A 15,848-nucleotide genomic window follows, 5' to 3' on the forward strand; every position below is an offset into this window, starting at 1 on the left:
CGCGCTCATGACGTCGGCACCTCGTCGACGATCTCGCCGAAGGCGGCGGGCAGCGTCGCGCGCGACGTGGCGCGGATCTCGGCGACGGGCACCGAGAACAGACCCTGGACGTCGAGCACGGACTCGACGCCCTCGGCGGCATCCGTCACGCCGATGCGGATGACGGGGTAGTTGCGGCCCTCGCAGAGCCCGCGGAACTTGACGTCCTCCTCGCGTGGCACCGACACGATCACGCGGCCGGTCGACTCGCTGAACAGCGCGGTCACGACGTCGACGCCGTCGCGCTCGACGATCTCGCTGAGCCAGACGCGCGCGCCGACGCCGAAGCGGGTCGTCGCTTCGGCGAGGGCTTGGCCGAGGCCACCGGCCGACAGGTCGTGCGCGGCCGAGATGAGTCCCTGCTGCGAGGCGGCCTGGATGAGGCCGGCCAGACGCTTCTCGGCGGCGAGGTCGACCTTCGGGGGCCGTCCGCCGAGGTGGCCGTGGACGGTGTCGGCCCACGCCGAGCCGTCGAGCTCCTCGGCGGTCGTGCCGAGCAGGTAGATGTTCTCGCCGGCGTCCTGCCAGCCCGACGGGATGCGGCGGGCGACATCGTCGACGATGCCGAGCACACCGACCACCGGGGTCGGGAAGATCGGCTGGTCGCCGGTCTGGTTGTAGAACGAGACGTTGCCGCCCGTGACGGGCACGCCGAGCTCGAGGCAGGCGTCGGAGAGGCCGTCGACGGCCTGACCGAACTGCCACATCACCTCGGGGTTCTCGGGGCTGCCGAAGTTGAGGCAGTCGGTGACGGCGGTGGGGTTCGCGCCGGTGACGGCGACGTTGCGGTACGCCTCGGCGAGGGCGAGCTGGGCGCCGGCGTACGGGTCGAGCTGGCAGTAGCGGCCGTTGCAGTCGGTCGCGATCGCGAAGCCGAGGCCCGACTCTTCGTCGACGCGGATCATGCCGGCGTCGTCGGGGAAGCTCAGGGCGGTGTTGCCCAGCACGTAGTAGTCGTACTGGTTGGTGATCCACGACGTGTCGGCGAGGTTCGGGCTCGCCACGAGCTGGAGGAACTGTTCGCGCAGCGCGTCGCCGTCGGTGGCGCGGGGCAGGGATGCCGCCGAGTCGGCCTGCAGGTCGTCGATCCAGGTCGGGTAGGCGACCGGGCGGTCGTAGACCGGGCCGTCGACCGCGACGGTCGAGGGGTCGACGTCGACGATCTGCTCGCCGTGCCAGAAGATCTGCAGGCGGCCGTCGCCGGTCACCTCGCCGAGCACGCTCGTCTCGACATCCCACTTGCCGACGACGGCGAGGAACGCATCGAGCTTGTCGGGGGCGACGATCGCCATCATGCGCTCCTGGCTCTCGCTCATGAGGATCTCCTCGGGCGTGAGCGAGGGGTCGCGCAGCAGCACGTTCTCGAGGTCGACGCGCATACCCGAGCCGCCGTTCGCGGCGAGCTCGCTCGTGGCGCACGAGATGCCCGCGGCGCCGAGGTCCTGGATCGCCTCGACGAGTTCGCCCGCGTACAGCTCGAGGCAGCACTCGATCAGCACCTTCTCGGCGAACGGGTCACCGACCTGCACGGCGGGGCGCTTGGTGGGTCCGCCGTCGGCGAAGGTGTCGGAGGCCAGGATCGAGGCGCCGCCGATGCCGTCGCCGCCCGTGCGCGCGCCGAACAGCACGACCTTGTTGCCGGCGCCGGTGGCGTTGGCCAGCTTGATGTCCTCGTGGCGCATGACGCCCACCGCGAGGGCGTTGACGAGCGGGTTGCCCTGGTAGACCGAGTCGAAGACCGTCTCGCCGCCGATGTTCGGCAGGCCCAGGCAGTTGCCGTAGAACGAGATGCCGCTCACGACGCCGTGCACCACGCGAGCGGTGTCGGGGTGGTCGATGGCGCCGAAGCGCAGCTGGTCCATGACGGCGACGGGACGCGCGCCCATCGAGATGATGTCGCGGACGATGCCGCCGACACCGGTCGCGGCGCCCTGGAACGGCTCGATGTAGCTCGGGTGGTTGTGCGACTCGACCTTGAAGGTCACCGCCCAGCCCTCGCCGACGTCGACGACGCCCGCGTTCTGGCCCATGCCCACCATGAGGCGGGTCTTCATCTCGTCGGAGACCTTCTGGCCGAAGCGGCGCAGGTAGTTCTTGCTCGACTTATAGGAGCAGTGCTCGCTCCACATGACCGAGTACATCGCCAGCTCGCCCGAGGTGGGGCGGCGGCCGAGGATCTCGCGGATCTTCGCGTATTCGTCGGGCTTGAGGCCCAGGGCTCCGTAGGGCTGCTCACGCTCCGGAGTGGCGGTGGCGTTCTCGACGGTATCTGCGACAGGGGTGCTCACGCGGCTGGACTCCAGGACTCGGGATGCCGGACGCGATCAGTCTAGTTGGCGGGAGGAACCGTCGAGTCGCCCGGAAATGCGGATGCGGGCGGTCCGGTACCCGCGCTTTCTGGCGAGTCGACGCTCAGGAGGGCGCGTTGTACGCGCCGAAGAGGCCGGTGCCGTGCTCGACCAGGGCGTCGTAGGCCTCGCCGTATGTGGAGGGCAAGGTGCTGCCGGGATCGAATCGGGCGGCCAGGAGCCCGAGCAGCCCGCGCGCCGGCGGGGTGAGCGGGCGCTTGTGGTGCTTCTCGTCGGGGGCCTTGGCCGTGCCCTTCTCGGGATTGGGCGGCACGTACAGCGACTGCGGTTGAGGCCAGGTGTAGGGCTGGCGCGGCGTCGTGAGGTTGACCGCGTTGAAGATCGGGTTGGCGGTCTCGTCGCGGACGTTGAGCGGCCGCACTCCGTGCAGCCGGCACAGGGTGTTGGTCACCGAGCCGTGGTGCATCTCGTCGTGGATCACGGTTCCGGCCGCGGTGTACGCGCTCACCACGATGGCCGGCACCCGCAGACCGAGGCGGTCGAAGGTGAATCCCATCTCGCCGGGACCGCTCGCGTCGGGCGGCGCTGCCGACGGTGGGGCGACGTGATCGAAGGTGCCGCCGTGCTCGTCGAAGGTGATGACGAGCGCGGTGTTCATGGCGTTCGAGCCGGAGGTCGACGCACTCGTGCGGATCGCGTCGTAGACGTCCTGCGCGAGCTTGTCGCCGGCGCGGACATCGCTGTCGGCGCTGTTGGCGATGCGGATGCGGCTGCCGTCGGGCAGCTCGAGCTCACCCTCGCGGGTCGCGCCCCACGGCGGATGCATGTCGTTGTGGTTGAAGACCATGCGCGGCTCGATGAACGCGTAGTCGGGCAGCTCGCCGTTCGCGGCATCCTCGTAGAACTGCTCCATGACGCGGAAGTTCGTCTTCCAGTAGCGCTCGAGCACAGGCGCGTGGAGCATGCCGGTGAGCGAGACGAGCTGCGTCGCGTCGTAGTAGACGCGCCACGACAGGCCGGCGTCTTCGAGCCGGTTGAAGATCGTGGGTGCCGCGGGGGCGTCGATCCACTTGTCGTAGTTGTCGCCGGTGTGGTTGACGACGTAGCCGTGCGAGGTCGAGGCGTGGAAGAAGCTGCGGTTGCAGAACGTCTGCGACGGCACCCCGGCGAACCAGCGGTCGTAGACCGCGAACTCGCGGGCGAGGGTCGACACCACCGGCAGCATCTCGGGCGAGAAGCCGCCCATCGCGGTGGCGTACTCGTCGGCCGTGGGCTCGCGCTTCTTCGCGAGGCGGTAGTTGACGATGTAGTCGTGCACGAACCCGTCGTTGCGCGGCGCGCTCCCCGCGCGGGGCGCGTTGTACGGCGGCTGCAGTCCGTTGCGGGCTATGTCGGCGTTGGCGGGCGGGTCGATCGTCCCGAACAGCTGGGTGTTGACATGGGGGTAGGTCTCGCCGGGGTCGGGCTGCGGCTGCTGCATGATGTGGTCGGTCGCGCCCGTGTATACGTGCGCGGGCACGGCCGTGCCGTCGGGTGCGGTGTTGGCGTAGTCGCCCTGCAGGATGCCGTCGAACTCGGCCGCGCTCTTCTCATCGGCCGTGTAGAGGTGGCCGAGCAGGTTGTCGAAGCTGCGGTTCTCGAACATGAGCACCACGACGTGGTCGAACCCGGCAACGCTGCGCGCCGCGAGGGGCGCGAACTCGGGCGGGTGCGCGGTCATCGCCGCCGTCACCGCGGCACCGGCTGAGCCCCCGATCGCGAGGCCCGCGGCTCCCAGGCCCGCGCGGCGGAGGAAGTCGCGGCGCGACGGGCGTCGGCTGGCCCAGGAGGCGTCGGTCTCATCGCCATCCGCGTCGGCCATGGGTCCCCTCCCTCGGTCCTCGGCGATCAGGCTACTCTCACACCATGGACGACGGCCTGCGTTTCGATCGAGGAGCCCGGTACGGTGCCGCGATCGTCGCGGCGATGTTCGCGACCTACCTCGCCGTCGCTTCCGACTTCTCCGCGATCGTGCAAGCCGAGATGTACGCCGGCACCATCACCAACGACATGCCGTACGTCGACACGCTCCAGTTCGTGCTCGTGGTCGCGACCCTCGTCGTCGCGTTCGCCCTGCTGCCCACCTCGGCCATGCGTCGCGTGGGCGGCGTGACCGTCGCGTGCGTCGCGCTGTTCCTGTGGGCCACCTTCGGGTTGCTGCGCGGTGCGGGCCACCTCGCACACCTCGACCCGCTGTGGGAGGTCGTGCTCAACCAGGGGTTCATCGCGCTGCTCGCCGGGGTGGGCGGCTGGGTGATCGCGCGGGGGCGGCATCCGCTGTCGTGGGTCGTCGTCGTCGTCTCGCTCGTGCCGCCCATCGTCGGTCCGCGGCTGGTCGAGGCGAACGTCACGAGCGGCGGCTACGCGCTGGCGATGCAGGGCATCGTCGTCGTCGGAGGGTTGGCCGCGGTGTGGGCGGCGGCGGGCGTCGACCGGTGGGCGCGTCGGCGGTTCAGTGGTCGGGATGCAGCGACGCGTCGGCGGCCACGCTCCGCCATGACACGAACCGAACCGTGAGCCCGGCGCGCGTGGGCGCGCAGCAGAACGGTCCGGCGGTGACCTCCGCCCGAGGATCGAGCGGCGCCACCCGGACGAGCCGCCAGTCCTCCTCGTCGACGCGGGCCCTGATCGTGACGGCGTCGCCCGACCTGCTCGCGCGCACGGTGACGACGCGACCAGCCCAGTCGGCAACGGGGGAGAGCGACCAGTCCGACATCCCGCGGGTCACCACCGCGCCCAGACTGTCGGCGCCGTCGCTGTGCTCGATCCCGGCCTTGATCCACGTCTCGTCGTCGACGCGCAGGAAGACGCCCGCCTGATCGAACTGCGCGGCGAAGTCGAGCACGAATGCGACTTCGACGGCGGTGTCGGGCTGCATCGGAGCGAGCAGAGCGTGTTCGTCGTCGTGGACGAACCCATACGACGTCACGCGCCAGGCATCGCTCCCCTCGCGTGCCGTGACGAACAGGTCGTCGCCGTCGAGCACCGTCTCGGCGGGCTCGTTCGTCCACGAGCCCGCGGACCAGTCGATGTCGGTCATGCGATTCCTCTCGGGTCAGTCGCGCAGCTGGGCCAGCAGGGCGGCGTGGTCGGTGGTGCCGGCGAAATCGGTGATTCGCCCTCCCGTCAGCCGCAGGAATCCGAACTCCGCGACATTGACGTGGCGTCGGGTGGGCCGGATACCGCGGAACGGGCCGGTGTGCGTGCCGCTGGCGCGCACATGCGCGGCGATGCGGTCGTCCTCCACGACGAGCTGGATGCGGCGCACCTGCCAATCGGGAAAGGCATCGAGCACCTCGACGACGTCGGTCATCCAGGCGTCGGCTCCGCCCGGCAGGTGCGCTCGCCGGACGTTCGGGTCGATGAACGAGCGAATGGCGTCGAGGTCGTGGCGGTTGCAGGCTTCCAGGTAATCGGCGTACCAGGCGTGCATCTCCCACGGCTCCATCCGCCCATTATCGTGCGAGGCTACGGCTTGTCCGAGGGAGGCGAGGAGACCCAGTGGAGAAGTGCTGAGCGGATCGCTTCCGACAGAACCAGGCCCTCCTGCCAGCCGCGCGTGACGACGGCATCCCGTTCCTCGGGTGTCAGACGCACGGTGACCGGGATGCTCGCCGAATCGCCACGTCTGGGGCGTCCGCGTCTCGGTTCGTCCGACGGTGTCGTGTGCATGGGGTCAGGGGCGAGGCTCGTCGCGGGGTGCTGACATCCAGTACAGGAGAGCCGCGCGGATCGTCTCGGACAGAACCATCCCCTCTTCCCAACCACGGCGAACGGCGGCGTCGCGCTCCTCACGCGTGAGGCGCACGGTCACGGGCGTGCTGGGCGATGCGCCGCGGGTGGGGCGTCCGCGTTTCGGTTCGTCGGCGATCATCATGGTGGTCATGCATGTGAGACGCCGTTCGACGCGGAACGTGACGCGATACGTCGATATTTCTTCGGAGCGGTGGCTGCGTACTTCTCAGCGCGCCGCTGTGGCGTTCTCGTACGCCCGCATGGCGGCATCCTGTGCGTCCATGATCTCGAGCGGCACGGCCATGACGGCGTAGAACAGCGTGTTGGCCAGCGATACGGCCACACGTGGGTCTTCGAAGAGCCGGGCGTAGTTGTCGAAGCCGATGGGGCGTGACGAGTTCGTGGCGAGGTTGTAGCTGCTGAACGAGATGTACAGGCTGTAGATCATCGCCCCGACGGTGAAGACGAGGAATCCGATGATCCACGGCGTCAGGAAGAGGTAGCCCGCGAGCGCTTCGCGCTTGTTGTACTTCTGCCGGATGCGCCCCGGCCGTGTGGCGCCGACCGTCGTCGGTCGCGCGCGAGCGGTACTGCTTATGTCGTCCTCCAGGCCTCGAACCCGCAGGACCTGATGGATGCCGTCCTGTGGGGCCGAAGCTAGAAGAGGTGAGAAGCGGTTCCCCAGTGGCTTGACACGGCGGCATCCCTCGGGCAGTGCCCGCCGGGCAGCCCCGATCAGGCTGGCGTGGTCACAGCGACGAGGAGATGCCTGCGTGCTGGTTCATCTCCGCGACGAAGCTGGTCCCTGTCGCGACGACCTCGACCTTGAAGCCCGCCGCGTTCTCGAGCCAGCCCGCGTAGTGCTGCGGGCCGCCGGCGTGCGGGTACCGCTCCTGGTACAGCGGCATCCAGCCTGCGGTCGGGGCGTCGGCCATGATCGCGTCGACCTCGGCGGGGGAGCCGCCGTGGAAGGCCAAGTGGTTCAGCCCCGGGCGCCGACGGTCGTGCTCGGTGCCGACCGTGTTCGGCGAGGTGGTGAGCGTCAAGTAGGCCCCGCCCCCCGCCCACGACTCGCCCTGCGGCCACGTGCTCTCGAGGTCGAAGCCGACCCGCCGGAGCAGCCAGCCCCAGTCGGAGCGTGCGCTCTCGATGTCGCTGACCCAGAGCTCGACGTGATGGAAACCTGCCATGGCTCCCAGTCTCATACAGAAGCGATCTACAGCTTCGCGTTCATCTGCACGCGCGGGCCAAGGGCGTCGAGGCCGATGCGCTCCTCAGTCTCGACGAGCATGAGCTCGAACTCCGAACGCGGGTCGGTCACCGCGAAGCCGAGGCGCTCGTAGAACGGGGCGTTCCAGGGCACGTCGGCGAAGGTGCGGAGCGACATCCGATCGTGGCCGCGGTCGCGCGCGTACGCCATCGCCGCCTCGACGAGCTTGCGGCCGTACCCGCGGCGAGCGTGCTCGGGCGACACCGATAGCTGTTCGAGGTGGGCATGACCCTCGAGCTCGAGCACATGGACGAACCCCGCGACCACCCCGTCACCGACGTGGGCGACGAGCAGGAATCCCGGTTCTGCAGCGCGTGACGCCCCGGTCGGCGCCGGCCACCAGGTGGGCGGGTCGAGCAGATCACGCAGCAGCGCGTCGGCGTCGTTCTCGATGTCTTCGAGGAGGTCCAGCTCGCCGGGGCTGGGCTGGCGGATGTCGAGCGGCACGGCCCGATCGTATCGAGCGGCGTTCAGTCGACGATGAGCCGGTAGCCCATGCCGGATTCGGTGAGCAGGTGCTCGGGATGCGCGGGATCGGCCTCGAGCTTCTTCCGCAGCTGCGAGACGTAGAGGCGCAGGTACCCGGTGTCGTTGACCTGCTCGGTGCCCCACAGCTCCTTCAGCAGGTCCTGCCGGGTCACGAGTGCCCCGGGGGTTCGGGCGAGGAAGTCGAGCATCCGCCACTCCGTCGGCGTGAGGTGCACGCGCTCGCCGCCGCGCGTCACGGTCTTGGCGGCCCGGTCGATCTCGACATCGGCGAACCGCACGACGGCGACGGATGCGGCACCGCCGGCCCGCCGGGTCAGCGCGCGCAGTCTCGCGAGCAGCTCGTCGATCTGGAAGGGCTTGGTGACGTAGTCGTCAGCCCCGGCGTCGAGCGCCGCCACCTTGTCTGCCGACCCGGTGCGCCCCGAGACGACGATGATCGGCACGGCGCTCCATCCCCTCACGGCCTCGATCACGGCGACGCCGTCGAGGCGCGGCATCCCCAGGTCGAGCACGATCACATCGGGATGCTCGGACGCGGCCGCGGCGATCGCCGCCGCCCCGTCGGCGGCCGCCACGACGTCGTACCCGTGGGCCGCGAGCGTGATGCGCAGCGCCCGCACGAGCTGCGGGTCGTCGTCGGCGAGGAGGACCTTCACCCCTCGATCCTGCCCTCTTGCGCCGCCGCCGATGCCAGGGGCAGCTCGATCACCATGGTGAGGCCGCCGCCGGGGGTCTGCTCGGGCACGAGCTGGCCCCGCATCCCCTCGGTGAAACCCTTCGACAGCGCGAGCCCGAGCCCGAGTCCGGTCGTGTTGTCGGTGTCGCCGAGCCGCTGAAAGGGCGTGAACACGTCGCCGTGACGCTCGGGCGGGATGCCGGGTCCGTGGTCGATCACGCGGACCTGGGCCTGCCCGCCCAGCGAGCTCGTGCTGATGCGCACCGGCGTTCCGGCAGGCGAATGGCGGTGGGCGTTGGCCAGCACGTTGACCAGCACCCGCTGCAACAGCACCGGATCGGCGAGCACCGGCTCGATCGCCTCGTCCAGCGCCAGCTCGACCGCAGCGGGCCCGAGACCGAGCTCGTCGACGGCGGCGAGCACGGCATCGGCGGTGTCGACCGGTCGCAGGGCGACGGCGAGGGCGCCGGCCTCGATGCGGCTCACATCGAGCAGGTCGGTCACGAGCGAGGTCAGCGTGCCGAGGCTTTCGTCGGCGGTCGCGAGCAGCTCGTCGCGGTCGGCGTCGTCGAGTGCGGGGCCGGCCGCGCGGAGTCCCCCGAGCGCCGCAACGGCGGCGGCGAGAGGTCGCCGCAGGTCATGGCTCGCCGCCGAGAGGAGGGCGCTGCGTACCCGGTCGGTCTCGGCGAGCACCGACGCCGAGCTCGCCGCCCGCTGCAGGTCGGCCTGCTCGAGCGCGGCGGCGAGCTGCGCGACGACGACATCCAGCAGCCGGCGTTCCGAGCCGTCGAGCTGCTCCGACTCGCTGCCGTGGAGCTCGAGCACGGCCTCGCGTCCGACGTCGACGCGCAGGTGGCGGTCGTCGCGCACGGGCTCGCCGTCGGCGGCGATCACGGTCCCGTCCGACGCGACCAAGCGCGCACCCGACATCCCGAAGGCCTCGCGCGCCCGCGCGACGAGGGCCGGAATCGAGCCATCGCCCCGCAGCACGCTGCCGGCGACCGCCGCAAGCAGCTCGGCCTCGGCGGCTGCTCGCCGGGCCGACCGCGTGCCCCGGGCGGCGCGGTCGACGATGACGCTCACGAGGAGCGCGATGACGACGTACAGGATCAGCGCCCACGCGTGCAGCGGATCGGAGACCGTGACGGTGTACAGCGGAGCCACGAAGAAGAAGTCGAGCGTCACCCCGGACATCACCGCGGCGAAGACGGCCGGCCACAGTCCGCCGACGAGCGCGACCACGACGACGAGCAGCTGGTACGCGAGCACGTCGCTCGTGATCGACTCGGGGCTCCGCAGCGCGACGAGCAGCCACGTGAGCAGCGGACCGCCGGTCAGCGCGACGACGAAACCGAGGATCCGGCGCCGCACGCTGAGAGCGCCGCCGGCGACACGGGGCAGGGTGAAGCGGCCGCCGGCGGCGGCGTGCGTCACGACGTGCACGTCGATATCGCCCGACTCGCGGATGACGGTGGCGCCGATGCCCGGACCGCTGAGGGCCGCAGCGAGCCGGCCGCGACGGCTGACGCCGACGACGAGCTGCGACGCGTTGACCGACCGCGCGAACTCGACGAGGGCGGCGGGGATGTCGTCGCCGACGACCTGGTGGTAGCTGCCGCCGAGCGATTCGACGAGAGCTCGCTGAGCGGCGAGGGCCGCCGGGTCGGCGGTGCGCAGCCCGTCCTGGCCCGACACGTGGACGGCCAGCAGCTCGCCGCCGGCCGACCGGTCGACGATGCGGGCCCCGCGCCGGATGAGCGTCTCGCCCTCGGGTCCGCCGGTCAGCGCGACCACGACGCGCTCGCGCGCCTGCCACGTGCCCCGGATGCCGTGCTCGGCGCGGTAGTCCTGCAGGGCGCTGTCGACCTCGTCCGCGAGCCAGAGCAGTGCCAGTTCGCGGAGCGCGGTCAGGTTGCCGAGCCGGAAGTAGTTCGACAGGGCGGCGTCGATGCGCTCTGCGGGGTAGACGAGGCCGGCAGCGAGGCGGTCACGCAGCGACGGCGGCGCGAGGTCGACCAGCTCGATCGGGTCGGCCGAGCGCACGACGGCATCCGGCACCGTCTCGCGCTGCGCGACGCCGGTGATCTGCTCGACGACGTCGCCGAGCGATTCGATGTGCTGGACGTTGACGGTCGTGATGACGTCGATGCCGGCATCTCGGAGCTCCTCGACGTCCTGCCAGCGCTTCTCGTTGCGTGACCCGCCGACGTTGGTGTGGGCGAGCTCGTCGACGAGGGCGACGCGCGGGGCGCGGGCGAGCACGGCCTCGAGGTCCATCTCGTCGAGCGTGACGCCGCGGTGCTCGAGGCGGCGGCGCGGAACGATCGGCAGGCCCGCGGTCATCGCGGCGGTCGCGGCGCGGCCGTGGGTCTCGACGATCGCGACGACGACGTCGACCCCGGCATCCTGAAGCCGGCGGCCCTCCTCGAGCATCTCGTAGGTCTTGCCCACGCCCGGCGCCGCACCCAGCAGCACCCGCAGCCGTCCCCGCTTCACGGCATCACCCTAGTTCTCCCCGCCCGGCCCGCCCGCTCCTGCGGGCCGCGATGCAAGGGATTGGGCCCGACACCCCGCCGAAAGGCGTCTTGCCTCGGCGCGCCGCCCCGCATCCCTTGCATCCGTGTCCGGGCGAAGGTCATCGCGCGAGACCGTCCAGTGCCAGGTTCAGCTCGACGACGTTCACCCGTGGCTCGCCGAGGAACCCGAGGTCGCGGCCGGCCGTGTGCGCGGCGACGAGATCGCGCACCTCGACATCCGACAGCCCGCGTTCCGCGGCGACGCGGGCGACCTGCAGCTCGGCGTACGCCGGCGAGATGTGCGGGTCGAGGCCCGACGCCGAGGCGGTGACGGCGTCAGCGGGGACATTCGAGACGTCGACGCCCTCGCGATCGGCGATCGCCGTGCGCCGCTCCTCGATCGCGGCGACGAGGTCCGCGTTGTTCGGCCCGAGGTTCGACCCGCTCGAGGCGGCCGCGTCGTAGCCGTCGCCGGCCGCCGAGGGGCGTGACTGGAAGTACTGCGGCAGCGCTGCGCCGTCGGCATCCGTGAACGACTGGCCGATGAGCGACGAGCCGACGAGCTGGCCCTCGGCGTCGCGCAACAGTGAGCCGTTCGCCTGCGCCGGCAGCGCGAGGCCGACGAGCGAGATCAGCAGGGTGTATCCGACTCCGAGGACGAGGGTGAGGACGCTCATCGCGCGGACGGCGACGGCGGAGGTGCGCAGCGAGGCGCGGGCGGTGGACATGACAGGTCTCCAGGAGGGGGCTCAGAAGCCCGGGATGAGGCTGACGACGAGGTCGATCAGCTTGATGCCGACGAAGGGTGCGATGACGCCGCCGAGCCCGTACACGACGAGGTTGCGGCTCAGGATCGACGAGGCGCTCGCCGCGCGATACTTCACGCCGCGCAGCGCGAGCGGGATGAGCACGATGATGACGATCGCGTTGAACACGATCGCGCTCGTGACAGCGGAGGCCGGCGACGACAGCTGCATGACGTTGAGCGCCGCGAGCCCCGGGAACACCCCCATGAACATCGCGGGGATGATCGCGAAGTACTTGGCGATGTCGTTCGCGAGCGAGAACGTCGTCAGGGCGCCGCGCGTGATGAGCAGCTGCTTTCCGATGCGGACGATGTCGATGAGCTTCGTCGGGTCCGAGTCGAGGTCGACCATGTTGCCGGCCTCCTTCGCCGCCGACGTGCCCGTGTTCATCGCCACGCCGACGTCGGCCTGCGCCAGGGCGGGAGCGTCGTTCGTGCCGTCGCCGGTCATCGCGACGAGGTGACCCCCCTCCTGCTCCTTGCGGATCAGGGCGAGCTTGTCTTCGGGCGTCGCCTCGGCGAGGAAGTCGTCGACACCCGCCTCTCTCGCGATCGCGGCAGCGGTCAGCGCGTTGTCGCCGGTGATCATGACGGTGCGGATGCCCATCGAGCGCAGCTCGTCGAAGCGCTCGCGCAGCCCGTCCTTGACGACATCCTTCAGGTGGATGACCCCGAGCAGCGTCCCGGCACCGGATGGGTCGAGGGTCGCGACGGCGAGCGGCGTGCCGCCGGACTGCGCGATCGCGTCGGCGTGGTGCAGCAGCTCGGCGCGGGCCTCGGCCGAGACCGGTCGCGCCGATGCGTCGAGCCAGGCGAGCACCGACCCCGACGCGCCCTTGCGCACCTGTGTGCCGTCGGGCAGGTCGACGCCGCTCATGCGGGTCTGCGCCGTGAAGGCGACCGCCACGGCGTCGCGCGGCAGCTCGGCCACGACGTGCTTCGAGGCGGCGAGCTCGACGACCGAGGTGCCTTCGGGCGTCGGGTCGGACAGCGACGACAGGGATGCCGCGCGGGCGAGCTCGGCGCCGTCGACGCCGGTCATCGCGACGAACTCCGACGCGCGGCGGTTGCCGTAGGTGATCGTGCCGGTCTTGTCGAGCAGCAGCGTCGTCACGTCGCCGGCCGCCTCGACCGCGCGGCCCGACATGGCCAGGACGTTCCGCTGCACGAGACGGTCCATGCCCGCGATGCCGATGGCCGACAGCAGCGCGCCGATCGTGGTCGGGATCAGGCAGACGAGCAGCGCGACGAGCACCGGGATGCTGACGGGCGAGGCGCTGTACGACGCGATGGGGTTCATCGCCAGCACGACCACGACGAAGACGATCGACAGGCTCGCGAGCAGGATGTTGAGGGCGATCTCGTTGGGCGTCCGCTGACGCGCAGCGCCCTCGACGAGGGCGATCATCCGGTCGACGAAGGTCTCGCCGGGCTTCGACGTGATCCTTACGACGATGCGGTCGGAGAGCACCCGGGTGCCGCCCGTGACGGCGCTGCGGTCGCCGCCGGACTCGCGGACGACGGGAGCCGACTCGCCCGTGATGGCCGACTCGTCGACCGTCGCGATGCCGTCGACGATGTCGCCGTCGCCCGGGATGAGCTCACCGGCCTCGACGAGCACGACATCCCCGAGCCGCAGGTCGGCCGAGGGCACCTCCTCGGTCGCGGAGCCGCGGGCCGCGGCATCCGTCCGCTCGTCGTATGAGACCACCCGGCGCGCGGTCGTCGTCGTGCGGGTCTTGCGCAGCGCCTGGGCCTGCGCCTTGCCGCGGCCCTCGGCGACGGACTCCGCCACGTTCGCGAAGAACACGGTGAGCCACAGCCAGACCGCGATGCCCCAGGTGAACCCGGCGGGAACCGCCGTGCCGCCCGAGGTCTCGGGACCGCCGAGGAACGGCTCCGCGATCGCGATCGCCGTCGTCAGGGCCGCGCCGACCCAGACGAGGAACATGACGGGGTTCCGCCACTGGGCGGCGGGGTTGAGCTTGCGGACCGCGCCGGGGAGGGCGGCACCGACCTGCTCGAGGCTGAACGCGCTGCGCCGGCGCGGTGCCGGGCTGGCGTCCGGGTCCGCGGACGACGGGCCGGATGAGGGCCGGGTTTCGGTCAGAGGGGCAGACATCAGGAGAGTCCTTCGGCGAGGGGGCCCAGGGTGAGGACCGGGAAGTAGGTGAGCGCGGTGATGATGACGACGACGCCGGCGAGCAGGCCCGCGAACTGCGGACGATGCGTCGGGAGCGTGCCGGCGCTCGACGGCACCGTGTCTTGAGCGGCGAGCGATCCGGCGAGGGCGAGCACGAACACGATCGGGATGAACCGGCCGAGCAGCATCGCGACGCCGAGTGCCGTGTTGAGCCACGGAGTGTTGGCGGTGAGGCCGGCGAAGGCCGAGCCGTTGTTGTTCGCCGCGGAGGTGAACGCGTAGAGCACTTCGCTCAGGCCGTGGACGCCCGGGTTCCAGATCGAGGTGCCCTCGACGTCGGCGCGCACGGCCGGGATCGCGAAGCTCAGCGCCGTTCCCGCGAGCACGAGCGTCGGCGTCACGAGGATGTACAGGCTCGCGAGCTTGATCTCGCGCGGCCCGATCTTCTTGCCGAGGTATTCGGGCGTGCGTCCGATCAGCAGGCCGCCGACGAAAACGGCGAGGATCGCGAGCACCAGCATCCCGTACAGCCCTGAACCGACGCCGCCGGGAGCGATCTCGCCGAGCATCATGTTGAGCATCGGCATCATGCCGCCGAGCGGTGTGAAGCTGTCGTGCATCGCGTTGACCGCGCCGGTCGAGGTGAGCGTCGAAGCGCCGCCGAACAGCGCCGACGCGGCGACGCCGAACCGGGTCTCCTTGCCCTCCATCGCAGCGCCGGCGAGCTGCGTCGCCGTGCCGCCGCCGGACGCCTCGGCCCACGAGCCGAGGGCGATCGAGGCGAGGAAGATCCCGCCCATGACCGCGACGATCGCGTAGCCCTGGCGATCGTCGCCGACGATCCGGCCGAAGGCGCGCGGCATGGCGAACGGGATGACGAGCAGCAGCAGTGTCTCGAACAGGTTGGTCCACGGCGTCGGGTTCTCGAACGGGTGGGCGGAGTTCGCGTTGAAGAACCCGCCGCCGTTCGTGCCGAGCAGCTTGATGGCCTCCTGGCTGGCGACCGGTCCGCCGGGGATCGACTGCGCCCCGCCGGCGATCGTCTGCACGTCGGTGAAGCCCGCGAAGTTCTGGATCACGCCGCCCGCGAGCAGCACGACGGCCGCGACGATCGCCATCGGGAGGAGGATGCGGCCGAGCCCGCGCACGAGGTCGACCCAGAAGTTGCCGATCGTCCCCGAGCGGCGATACGCGAAGCCGCGGACGAGGGCGATGGCGACGGCCATGCCGACCGCGGCCGAGACGAAGTTCTGCACGGCCAGACCCGCGAACTGCACGGTGTAGCCGAGCGTCGTGTCGGGGGAGTACGACTGCCAGTTCGTGTTGGCCACGAACGAGATGGCGGTGTTGAATGCGAGGTGCTCGCTCGGTGCGGGCAGGTCAAGGCTGAACGGCAGGATCGGCTGGAGGCGCTGCAGTCCGTAGACGATCACGACGCCGACGAGCGAGAACAGCAGCACGCCGCGGGCGTAGGCCTGCCAGGTCTGCTCGGCGCGTGGATCGACGCCGATCAGGCGGTAGACGCCCCGTTCGGCGGCGAGGTCGCGCGGCGACGTGTAGACGCGGGCGATGTAGTCGCCGACGGGCCGGTACAGCAGGACGAGGATGAGGACGAGGGTCGCGATCTGCAGCGACGCGAACCCGATCTGCGCGGCATCCACGTCAGAACCGTTCGGGCCGCACGAGGGCGACGACGAGGTAGACGATGGCGGCGACGGCCAGCACCGCCGCGAGGAGCGAGAAGACCATCACAGCTTCTCGACCCCCCGGGCGATGAGGCCGGCGACGGCGAAGAGCGCGAGGATCGCGGCGAGATAGATGAGGTCG

The 15,848-nt window shown here is 70.8% G+C and carries 15 protein-coding genes; 1 reads left to right on the forward strand and 14 read right to left on the reverse strand.

Going from position 1 to position 15,848, the window contains the following annotated elements; genetic code table 11:
• Nucleotides 1–5: 5 nt before the first annotated feature.
• On the reverse strand, nt 6–2,327 hold the full coding sequence (purL, locus tag O1W71_RS05315; RefSeq protein ID WP_269266847.1) for a phosphoribosylformylglycinamidine synthase subunit PurL: 2,322 nt from the start codon (nt 2,325–2,327) through the stop codon (nt 6–8).
• A 124-nt stretch (nt 2,328–2,451) separates the two neighbouring features.
• The gene (locus O1W71_RS05320) at nt 2,452–4,209 is read right to left on the reverse strand and encodes an alkaline phosphatase family protein (RefSeq protein ID WP_269266848.1); all 1,758 of its coding nucleotides are present in this window, start codon (nt 4,207–4,209) and stop codon (nt 2,452–2,454) included.
• A 44-nt stretch (nt 4,210–4,253) separates the two neighbouring features.
• Between O1W71_RS05320 and O1W71_RS05325 the strand changes: the two genes are divergently transcribed.
• A complete protein-coding gene (locus O1W71_RS05325; protein ID WP_269266849.1) occupies nt 4,254–4,904 on the forward strand; it encodes a hypothetical protein in 651 nt (216 codons plus the stop codon).
• On the opposite strand, the gene O1W71_RS05330 is transcribed toward O1W71_RS05325, so the two are convergent.
• The 12 genes from O1W71_RS05330 to kdpF all read right to left on the reverse strand — a co-directional run bounded on the left by O1W71_RS05330 (nt 4,840) and on the right by kdpF (nt 15,770).
• A complete protein-coding gene (locus O1W71_RS05330) occupies nt 4,840–5,427 on the reverse strand; it encodes a DUF1349 domain-containing protein (protein ID WP_269266850.1) in 588 nt (195 codons plus the stop codon). The genes O1W71_RS05325 and O1W71_RS05330 overlap by 65 nt on opposite strands.
• 15 nt (nt 5,428–5,442) lie before the next feature.
• Nucleotides 5,443–5,835: an ester cyclase gene (locus O1W71_RS05335; protein ID WP_269266851.1), complete on the reverse strand. Its 393-nt coding sequence runs from the start codon at nt 5,833–5,835 to the stop codon at nt 5,443–5,445.
• Between the two features lie 228 nt (nt 5,836–6,063).
• A complete protein-coding gene (locus O1W71_RS05340; RefSeq protein WP_269266852.1) occupies nt 6,064–6,273 on the reverse strand; it encodes a hypothetical protein in 210 nt (69 codons plus the stop codon).
• A gap of 75 nt (nt 6,274–6,348) precedes the next feature.
• Nucleotides 6,349–6,570 carry a hypothetical protein gene (locus O1W71_RS05345; RefSeq protein ID WP_269266853.1) on the reverse strand — a complete coding sequence of 74 codons (222 nt, stop codon included), beginning with the start codon at nt 6,568–6,570 and terminating at the stop codon, nt 6,349–6,351.
• Between the two features lie 301 nt (nt 6,571–6,871).
• A complete protein-coding gene (locus O1W71_RS05350) occupies nt 6,872–7,312 on the reverse strand; it encodes a VOC family protein (protein ID WP_269266854.1) in 441 nt (146 codons plus the stop codon).
• A 26-nt stretch (nt 7,313–7,338) separates the two neighbouring features.
• Nucleotides 7,339–7,839, reverse strand: coding sequence for a GNAT family N-acetyltransferase (locus O1W71_RS05355; protein ID WP_269266855.1), 501 nt, complete (start codon nt 7,837–7,839; stop codon nt 7,339–7,341).
• Nucleotides 7,840–7,862: 23 nt separating this feature from the next.
• On the reverse strand, nt 7,863–8,537 hold the full coding sequence (locus tag O1W71_RS05360) for a response regulator (protein ID WP_112615739.1): 675 nt from the start codon (nt 8,535–8,537) through the stop codon (nt 7,863–7,865).
• Entirely contained in the window at nt 8,534–11,053 is a 2,520-nt protein-coding gene (locus tag O1W71_RS05365) for a sensor histidine kinase (protein WP_269266856.1), read from the reverse strand. The genes O1W71_RS05360 and O1W71_RS05365 overlap by 4 nt, the downstream gene beginning before the upstream one ends.
• A gap of 139 nt (nt 11,054–11,192) precedes the next feature.
• The gene (gene kdpC / locus O1W71_RS05370; protein WP_269266857.1) at nt 11,193–11,801 is read right to left on the reverse strand and encodes a potassium-transporting ATPase subunit KdpC; all 609 of its coding nucleotides are present in this window, start codon (nt 11,799–11,801) and stop codon (nt 11,193–11,195) included.
• A 21-nt stretch (nt 11,802–11,822) separates the two neighbouring features.
• Nucleotides 11,823–14,000: a potassium-transporting ATPase subunit KdpB gene (gene kdpB, locus O1W71_RS05375; RefSeq protein WP_269266858.1), complete on the reverse strand. Its 2,178-nt coding sequence runs from the start codon at nt 13,998–14,000 to the stop codon at nt 11,823–11,825.
• Complete coding sequence (gene kdpA / locus O1W71_RS05380) at nt 14,000–15,682, reverse strand: potassium-transporting ATPase subunit KdpA (protein ID WP_269266859.1); 1,683 nt, start codon at nt 15,680–15,682, stop codon at nt 14,000–14,002. Before kdpA ends, kdpB begins: the two co-directional genes overlap by 1 nt.
• 1 nt (nt 15,683) lies before the next feature.
• Nucleotides 15,684–15,770: a K(+)-transporting ATPase subunit F gene (gene kdpF / locus O1W71_RS05385; RefSeq protein WP_064955215.1), complete on the reverse strand. Its 87-nt coding sequence runs from the start codon at nt 15,768–15,770 to the stop codon at nt 15,684–15,686.
• Between the last annotated feature and the right edge of the window lie 78 nt (nt 15,771–15,848).

Source organism: Microbacterium sp. H37-C3 (genome assembly GCF_027157935.1).
In the GTDB taxonomy this organism is placed as follows: domain Bacteria; phylum Actinomycetota; class Actinomycetes; order Actinomycetales; family Microbacteriaceae; genus Microbacterium; species Microbacterium plantarum.

Bases quoted from the DNA above. Each gene is read 5' to 3' on its own strand.
- kdpC (WP_269266857.1), bottom strand. From the start codon at position 11,801: ATGTCCACCGCCCGCGCCTCGCTGCGCACCTCCGCCGTCGCCGTCCGC.
- kdpF (WP_064955215.1), bottom strand. From the start codon at position 15,770: ATGGTCTTCTCGCTCCTCGCGGCGGTGCTGGCCGTCGCCGCCATCGTC.
- kdpB (WP_269266858.1), bottom strand. From the start codon at position 14,000: ATGTCTGCCCCTCTGACCGAAACCCGGCCCTCATCCGGCCCGTCGTCC.
- O1W71_RS05320 (WP_269266848.1), bottom strand. From the start codon at position 4,209: ATGGCCGACGCGGATGGCGATGAGACCGACGCCTCCTGGGCCAGCCGA.
- O1W71_RS05335 (WP_269266851.1), bottom strand. From the start codon at position 5,835: ATGGAGCCGTGGGAGATGCACGCCTGGTACGCCGATTACCTGGAAGCC.
- O1W71_RS05350 (WP_269266854.1), bottom strand. From the start codon at position 7,312: ATGGCAGGTTTCCATCACGTCGAGCTCTGGGTCAGCGACATCGAGAGC.
- O1W71_RS05325 (WP_269266849.1), top strand. From the start codon at position 4,254: ATGGACGACGGCCTGCGTTTCGATCGAGGAGCCCGGTACGGTGCCGCG.
- O1W71_RS05345 (WP_269266853.1), bottom strand. From the start codon at position 6,570: ATGATCTACAGCCTGTACATCTCGTTCAGCAGCTACAACCTCGCCACG.
- O1W71_RS05330 (WP_269266850.1), bottom strand. From the start codon at position 5,427: ATGACCGACATCGACTGGTCCGCGGGCTCGTGGACGAACGAGCCCGCC.
- O1W71_RS05340 (WP_269266852.1), bottom strand. From the start codon at position 6,273: ATGACCACCATGATGATCGCCGACGAACCGAAACGCGGACGCCCCACC.